Origin of the sequence: Rhodococcus sp. R1101 (genome assembly GCF_000278445.1) — a bacterium.
In the GTDB taxonomy this organism is placed as follows: domain Bacteria; phylum Actinomycetota; class Actinomycetes; order Mycobacteriales; family Mycobacteriaceae; genus Rhodococcus; species Rhodococcus gordoniae.
Genome location: NZ_AJVB01000191.1, coordinates 1 through 6,772 on the forward strand (window position 1 = coordinate 1; position 6,772 = coordinate 6,772).

Annotated in this window: 6 protein-coding genes and 1 pseudogene; 1 reads left to right on the forward strand and 6 read right to left on the reverse strand. The window is 66.0% G+C overall.

Translation table 11 applies throughout. The features are described from left to right. On the reverse strand, window positions 1-681 hold a 681-nt coding region (locus R1101_RS30225; protein ID WP_037223257.1), incomplete at its 3' end, for a phosphotransferase family protein. Between the two features lie 108 nt (window positions 682-789). Here R1101_RS30225 and R1101_RS30680 point away from each other — a divergent pair. Beyond that, a complete protein-coding gene (locus R1101_RS30680; RefSeq protein WP_016933875.1) occupies window positions 790-1,059 on the forward strand; it encodes a hypothetical protein in 270 nt (89 codons plus the stop codon). On the opposite strand, the gene R1101_RS0113130 is transcribed toward R1101_RS30680, so the two are convergent. From R1101_RS0113130 to tig, 5 genes and pseudogenes are all read right to left on the reverse strand, one after another. Then, the gene (locus tag R1101_RS0113130; protein WP_016933876.1) at window positions 1,056-2,648 is read right to left on the reverse strand and encodes an acyl-CoA synthetase; all 1,593 of its coding nucleotides are present in this window, start codon (window positions 2,646-2,648) and stop codon (window positions 1,056-1,058) included. The two genes, R1101_RS30680 and R1101_RS0113130, sit on opposite strands and share 4 nt — an antisense overlap. Window positions 2,649-2,827: 179 nt before the next feature. Next, window positions 2,828-4,105: an ATP-dependent Clp protease ATP-binding subunit ClpX gene (gene clpX, locus R1101_RS0113135; RefSeq protein ID WP_016933877.1), complete on the reverse strand. Its 1,278-nt coding sequence runs from the start codon at window positions 4,103-4,105 to the stop codon at window positions 2,828-2,830. Between the two features lie 230 nt (window positions 4,106-4,335). After that, window positions 4,336-4,997, reverse strand: a pseudogene (locus R1101_RS26650) (ATP-dependent Clp protease proteolytic subunit). Between the two features lie 46 nt (window positions 4,998-5,043). Next, entirely contained in the window at window positions 5,044-5,670 is a 627-nt protein-coding gene (locus tag R1101_RS0113145; protein WP_016933881.1) for an ATP-dependent Clp protease proteolytic subunit, read from the reverse strand. 142 nt (window positions 5,671-5,812) lie between these two features. After that, window positions 5,813-6,772 (reverse strand): trigger factor (gene tig / locus R1101_RS26655; RefSeq protein ID WP_016933882.1); only part of this gene is annotated, 960 nt, incomplete at its 5' end.

Here is a 6,772-nt window from a genome sequence, read left to right on the forward strand (position 1 = left end):
GAATGCCCTCTCCAGCACCGGGATGCGCAGACCGTCTTCGCGACGCGTCCATTCGTAGTAGGCGCGTTCGTTCTCGAAGTGCCGTCGCAGTCCCGACAGTCCGTTCGTCCCGGCGAGCGACGGAATCCGGGAGGCCGGATCGTCGACGGCGTGGATCGCCGCCAGCACTCGCACGCTGGCCTTCTCCAGTGCCGCACGCTCGTCGTCGTTCGTCTCGTAGAGCCAACCACCGAAGACGTACGGCGGATTGTCCACCGGGACATCGCCTTCGGCACGTTCCATGACGAGAAAGGGACGGCCGAGCGGACCCGAGGAGGACTCCACCCACCGCACCGCGGGCACCGGCACCGCGCCGTGATCGCGCACCGCGGCCATGACGTCGAACTGCCGCTGCAGGTCGTAGCCGGGAAACACCGGGAACGCCGTCTCCTCGGGCGCGAGCCGGACGACCAGGCGTTCCGTCTGCTGCCCGCTACGGCTCCAGTCGAGATCGAACAGGACGGAGATGCTGGACATGCCGGAGTGGGTCGGGCGGGTCACGTTGTACACCCGCGGGGCTTCCGTCGCCCCGACACGCTCGCCGAGCCAGTCCTGCAACTGCTCGCGCAGCGCATCGAGATCGGTCTCGGTGGTCTTGATCTCCTGTTCCGCGCCTTCCGGTACCACACTGTCCGTAGCCATCCATGCCTCCAGTTCTCTACGAAACGAGCCCGATCGTCCCCGGATTTCCGACATCCGTTCCGGTAAGCGATGTCTCGACCATCCCCCCACAGAGAGCTCGAGAAGGACATGGCAACAACGGAACTCAGCGATGCGCGTACCCAGGGACCGGACGGCGAACTGCTCCGCATCGTGCAGGCCGGTGTGCCCCGCGACGAGGTACGCACCGACCACCCGCCGCAGCTTCCCGCCGCAATGATCGGTGCGATGCACCTCTCGACCGTTCGACGCCGGAGATCCGACCCGAACGACGACGTGGCCGAGATGTTCGTCCGCGCCGCGCATTCCGCCGCCGAGTCGATTGCCCTCGACCATCATCCGGACGGGGTGTGCCGCTAACGGGACGATTCGAGTGTCGTCTTCGCCCAACGGTAGTCGGCCTTGCCGGCAGGAGAACGCACGATGTGATCCACGCCGACGACCACCCGCGGAACCTTGTAACGAGCGATGAGTCCGGCGACGTGCTCGGCCAGCTCGTCGAGCGACGGCACATCGTGCCCTTCGCGCGGCTGGATCACGGCCCCGACCCTCTGGCCGTAACGCTCGTCGTCGACACCGGCGACGAGCACATCCATGACGTCGGGATGACTCTTCACGGCCATCTCCACCTCTTCGGGGAACACCTTCTCCCCTCCCGTGTTGATACACATCGATCCGCGGCCCAGCAGGACGATCGTGCCGTCCTCCTCGACCCGGGCCATGTCACCGAGAACCGACATGCGCACGCCGTCGACGACCGGAAAAGTGGCTGCGGTCTTCTCGGGATCGCCCCAGTAGCCGAGTGGCACGTGCCCGGCGCGGGCGATGTAGCCGATCTCCCCGGAACCCGACTCGACCGGGCGCATCCGTTCGTCCACGACACGCACGGTGGGTTTCGGGGCGATACGCATCGTCCCGTCGCCCCCGATGGCGAGCTCGCCGTCCGTGCCGGACTCGGACGAACCGAAATTGTCGCGCACCATGACGTTCGGGAGCAACGAGGACAACTGTTCGCGAACGCTGCGAGAGAACAGCGCACCACCGGAGCCCACCACGAACAGCGAGGTGAGGTCGTACTCGGATCCGTGCTCGGAGATCGCGTCGGCGAGGGGGCGGGCCATGGCGTCGCCGACGATGGTCATCGTCATCACCCGCTCGCGTTGGATGAGACCGAGCACCTCCACGGCGTCGAAGCCGCGCACCAGCACCTGCGCCGTCCCGAGACAGAAGCCACTGAACATGCTGTACACGGCAGCACCGTGGATGAGGGGCGCGGTGAGCATCCAGGTCATCTCCGGCATCTGTGCGGCCGCGGCCGCCACTGCGGCGGCATCGGCGTGAGGCTCGCCGAACGGATTCCCGCCCGACAGCGCCGCGTGGAAGAAGTCCTCGTGCCGCCACATCACGCCCTTCGGCAGCCCCGTCGTTCCCCCGGTGTAGATGATGAACAGATCGTCGCCGCTACGCGCCGGGAAGTCGCGCTCGGCGGACTCTCCGGACGTCGCCTTGTCGAAGTCGACGGCGGTGACCTCGCCCCATTCCACGTCGGCGACCGATCCGACGGTGACGACGTGCCGCACCGTGGGTGTTCGCGGCAGCACCGCGGTGGTGGTGCCGGCGAACTCGCCGTCGGCTATCACGGCGACGAGTTCCGCGTTGTCGAACAGATAGGCCAGTTCCGCGTCGACGTACCGGAAGTTGATATTGATCGGGACCGCACGGATCTTCAGGCACGCGAGCAGCGACTCGACGAATTCCGTGCTGTTGCGCATGTACAGACCGACGTGGTCACCGGCGCCCACTCCCGCACCGGCCAGATGGTGGGCAAGGCGATTGGCGCGGGCATCGAGTTCGCCGTAGGTGAGTCGCTCGTCGCCGCAGACGATCGCCGTCCGTTCGGGCACGGCGTCGACGATCGCTTCGAACAGGTCCGCGAGGTTCAGCGACATCGAGAGTCCTTCCGACACAGGAGCATGAGATGCGGCCAAGGTGTCATCTCACACGCACAGTGACATTCACCACTCCCGGTGAGCGGGACTGGTGAAGGTCGCACTCGATGCCCCGCGACGGCGAGCGCCCCGGCACTGTCCGTGCCGGGGCGCTCGTGGAAATCTCGGAGTTCTACGGATCAGGCGCTCTTGTCGCGACGCTCCCGATCGGCCTTGCGGGGCACGATCGTCGGGAGAACATTGTCGTTGACGGTCTCGGCCGTCACCACGACCTTGGCGACGTCGTCGCGGCTGGGGATGTCGTACATCACGGGCAGCAGAACCTCCTCCATGATGGCACGGAGCCCACGAGCGCCCGTGCCACGGAGGATTGCCTGATCGGCAACCGCTTCGAGACCGTCCTGGGAGAACTCGAGTTCGACGCCGTCCATCTCGAACAAGCGCACGTACTGCTTGACCAGAGCGTTCTTGGGCTCCGACAGGATCTGGACGAGGGATTCCTTGTCGAGGTTCGTCACCGACGCGAGGATCGGGAGACGACCGATGAACTCGGGGATCAGGCCGAACTTGATGAGGTCCTCGGGCATGACGTCGGCGAAGTGATCGGTGGTGTCGATCTCCGCCTTGGACCGCACCTCGGCGCCGAATCCGATGCCTCGCTTGCCGACGCGGTCGGAGACGATCTTCTCGAGGCCGGCGAACGCACCTGCCACGATGAACAGGACGTTGGTGGTGTCGATCTGGATGAATTCCTGGTGCGGATGCTTGCGGCCGCCCTGCGGCGGGACGGAGGCCTGGGTGCCTTCGAGGATCTTCAGCAGCGCCTGCTGCACACCTTCGCCCGAGACATCGCGGGTGATCGACGGGTTCTCGCTCTTACGGGCGATCTTGTCGACCTCGTCGATGTAGATGATGCCGGTCTCGGCGCGCTTGACGTCGTAGTCGGCGGCCTGGATGAGCTTGAGGAGGATGTTCTCGACGTCCTCACCGACGTAACCGGCCTCGGTCAGTGCGGTGGCGTCGGCAATCGCGAAGGGTACGTTGAGCATCTTCGCGAGTGTCTGCGCAAGATAGGTCTTGCCGCAGCCCGTGGGGCCCAGGAGCAGGATGTTGGACTTCGCGAGTTCGACCGTCTCACCACGGGAGTCGCGAGCCTTGTCGCCGGCCTGGATGCGCTTGTAGTGGTTGTAGACCGCCACGGCCAGCGTGCGCTTGGCGGAGTCCTGGCCGATCACGTAGTTGTCGAGGAAATCGCGGATCTCGGCGGGCTTGGGCAGCTCGTCGAGCTTGACCTCGCTGGTCTCGGCGAGTTCCTCTTCGATGATCTCGTTGCAGAGATCGATGCACTCGTCGCAGATGTAGACACCGGGGCCCGCAATGAGCTTCTTGACCTGCTTCTGGCTCTTTCCGCAGAAGGAGCACTTGAGCAGATCTCCGCCGTCACCGATACGTGCCATCAGTCAGGTCCCTACTTCCTCGTGTGCGTGCAACCGGTCCCGCAACCACCACACGAGGCGGTCCCGGGGAGCGGGCCCTTTGATCGACCGTACCCGGATGTCGGCGCGCAGGTCGACCGGTTCTGCGCGTTTCCGGTGATATTTGTACAGCACGGCATGTGTCGGCGATCACAGTCCCGGCGGTGGCGGTTCCGGAAGGCGGTGCGCCTCCCGGAACCGCCTGCGTCGTTCTACTTCTGGGCCGAGAGCTTCCGGTACTCGAGGACCCGGTCGATCAGACCGTATTCGACGGCCTGCTCGGCGGTGAGGATCTTGTCGCGGTCGGTGTCCTTGCGGATCTGCTCGGGCTCCTTGCCCGTGTGCTTCGCGAGCGTGTTCTCCATGAGGGTGCGCATGCGCTCGATCTCCGCGGCCTGGATCTCGAGATCGGAGACCTGTCCCTGGATTCCACCCGTCGCCGGCTGGTGGATGAGCACACGGGCGTTGGGCAGGGCGAGACGCTTACCGGGGTACCGGCGGCGAGCAGGACCGCCGCGGCCGACGCCGCCTGGCCGAGGCACACCGTGGTGATGTCGGCGCGCACGTACTGCATGGTGTCGTAGATCGCCATGAGCGACGTGAACGAACCGCCGGGCGAGTTGATGTACATGGTGATGTCGCGGTCCGGGTCGAGCGACTCGAGCACCAGCAGCTGCGCCATCACGTCGTTGGCAGAGGCGTCGTCGACCTGGACGCCGAGGAAGATGATGCGTTCTTCGAACAGCTTGTTGTACGGGTTGGATTCCTTGACGCCGTAGCTCGAGTGCTCGATGAACGACGGAAGGATGTAGCGGCTCGCGGGCGAGGCAGGAGCGGCGCCGCCGAGCTGGCGCGGATCGAACATGTTGGTCATCGCTTCTCCAAGAATTCGGTGGGGTGAGGGCAGATCGGGCCGGGACCTAGTTGCCGGTGCCGCCGGCCTGCTGCGCCCGGGAGACGACGTGGTCGACGAAGCCGTATTCGAGCGCCTGCTGCGCCGTGAACCAGCGGTCGCGGTCGGAGTCCTTGGTGATCTGCTCCACCGTCTGGCCCGTGTGCTCGGCGATGAGCTCGGCCATCTCGCGCTTGGTGTGCGCGAACTGCTCCGCCATGATCGCGATATCGCTCGCCGTACCACCGATGCCCGCGGACGGCTGGTGCATCATGATCCGGGCGTGCGGCAGGGCGTAGCGCTTGCCCTTGGTGCCGGCGGAGAGCAGGAACTGCCCCATCGAGGCCGCCAGGCCCATCGCGAAGGTCGCGACATCGCACTCGACGAACTTCATCGTGTCGTAGATCGCCATGCCCGCGGTGACCGATCCGCCCGGCGAGTTGATGTACAGGGAGATGTCGCGGGTGGGATCCTCGGCCGACAGCAGAAGGATCTGCGCGCACAGCTTGTTCGCGATGTCGTCGTCGACCTGGGTGCCCAGGAAGATGATGCGCTCGCGGAGCAGGCGTTCGTACACCGAGTCGCTGAGGTTCAGCCCAGCGGTGGCCGAGGTCATCGTGGGACCGATGGATGTCGCCGGATTCTGAGGAGTCACGGGTACCTGCCTTCTCGTCGATCGTGGATTGCTGACACTGACACTAACGAAACGGGGCGGCACCGGATGCCCGGTGCCGCCCCTCTTCGCTCAAAGCGGAAATTCGTGTCCGTCGGATCTCGAATCTCCGCGGCTCGTCCGACTACTCGGAGGCCGAGTCCTCGGTGGTCTCCGCCTCGGCGTTCTCGTCCGCGGCGTCGTCGTTCTTCGTGCCGAACAGCTCACCGGTGTCGACGGTCGCACCCGTGGTGTCGGTCACGGTGGCGCGATCGACGACGGTGCCGAGCGCCTTGCCGCGGCGGACGTCCGCGAAGACGGCACCGAGCTGGTTGGCCTGGCTGATCTGCTGGATGAACTGCTCCGGCGGGATGCCGTAGCGCTGCGCCTGGAAGAAGATGCGCTCGGTGAGCTCCTGCTGCTCGACCGTGGTGTTCTCCGCCTCGGCGATCGCGTCGAGGAGCAGCTGGGTCTTCACCGAACGCTCGGCGGACTCGCGTGCCTCCTTGTCGAACTCCTCACGGCTCGACCCCTGGCCCTCGAGCAGCTCGTTCAGCTTGGTCTCGTCGTGACCGAGCTCGTGGATCGCGTCGTGCAGCGCACTGTCGACCTCGGCCTGGACGGCCGCCTCGGGGACCGGGATCTCGACGGTCTCGAGGAGGACCTCGAGGACCTTGTCGCGGATCTGTCCGGCCTGCTCGACCTGCTTGACGCGCTCGACGCGCTCGCGGAGGTCGGCCTCGAGCTCGCCGATGGTGTCGAACTCGCTCGCGAGCTGCGCGAACTCGTCGTCGGCCTCGGGCAGCTCGCGCTGCTTGACGGTGTTGACCTTGACGGTGACGACGGCTTCCTTACCGGCGTACTCGCCGGCGACCAGCGTGGAGGTGAACTCCTTCGACTCGCCTGCCGACAGGCCGATGATCGCCTCGTCGAGGCCGTCGATGAGCTGGCCGGAGCCGACCTCGTGCGACAGTCCCTCGGTGGCGGCCTCGGGAACCTCGTTGCCGTCGACCGTCGCGGACAGGTCGATGGAGACGAAGTCGCCGTCCTGCACCGGACGCTCCACACCCGTCAGGGTGCCGAAACGCTGACGCAGCGACAGCAG

Bases quoted from the DNA above. Each gene is read 5' to 3' on its own strand.
- R1101_RS30680 (WP_016933875.1), top strand. From the start codon at position 790: ATGGCAACAACGGAACTCAGCGATGCGCGTACCCAGGGACCGGACGGC.
- R1101_RS0113130 (WP_016933876.1), bottom strand. From the start codon at position 2,648: ATGTCGCTGAACCTCGCGGACCTGTTCGAAGCGATCGTCGACGCCGTG.
- clpX (WP_016933877.1), bottom strand. From the start codon at position 4,105: ATGGCACGTATCGGTGACGGCGGAGATCTGCTCAAGTGCTCCTTCTGC.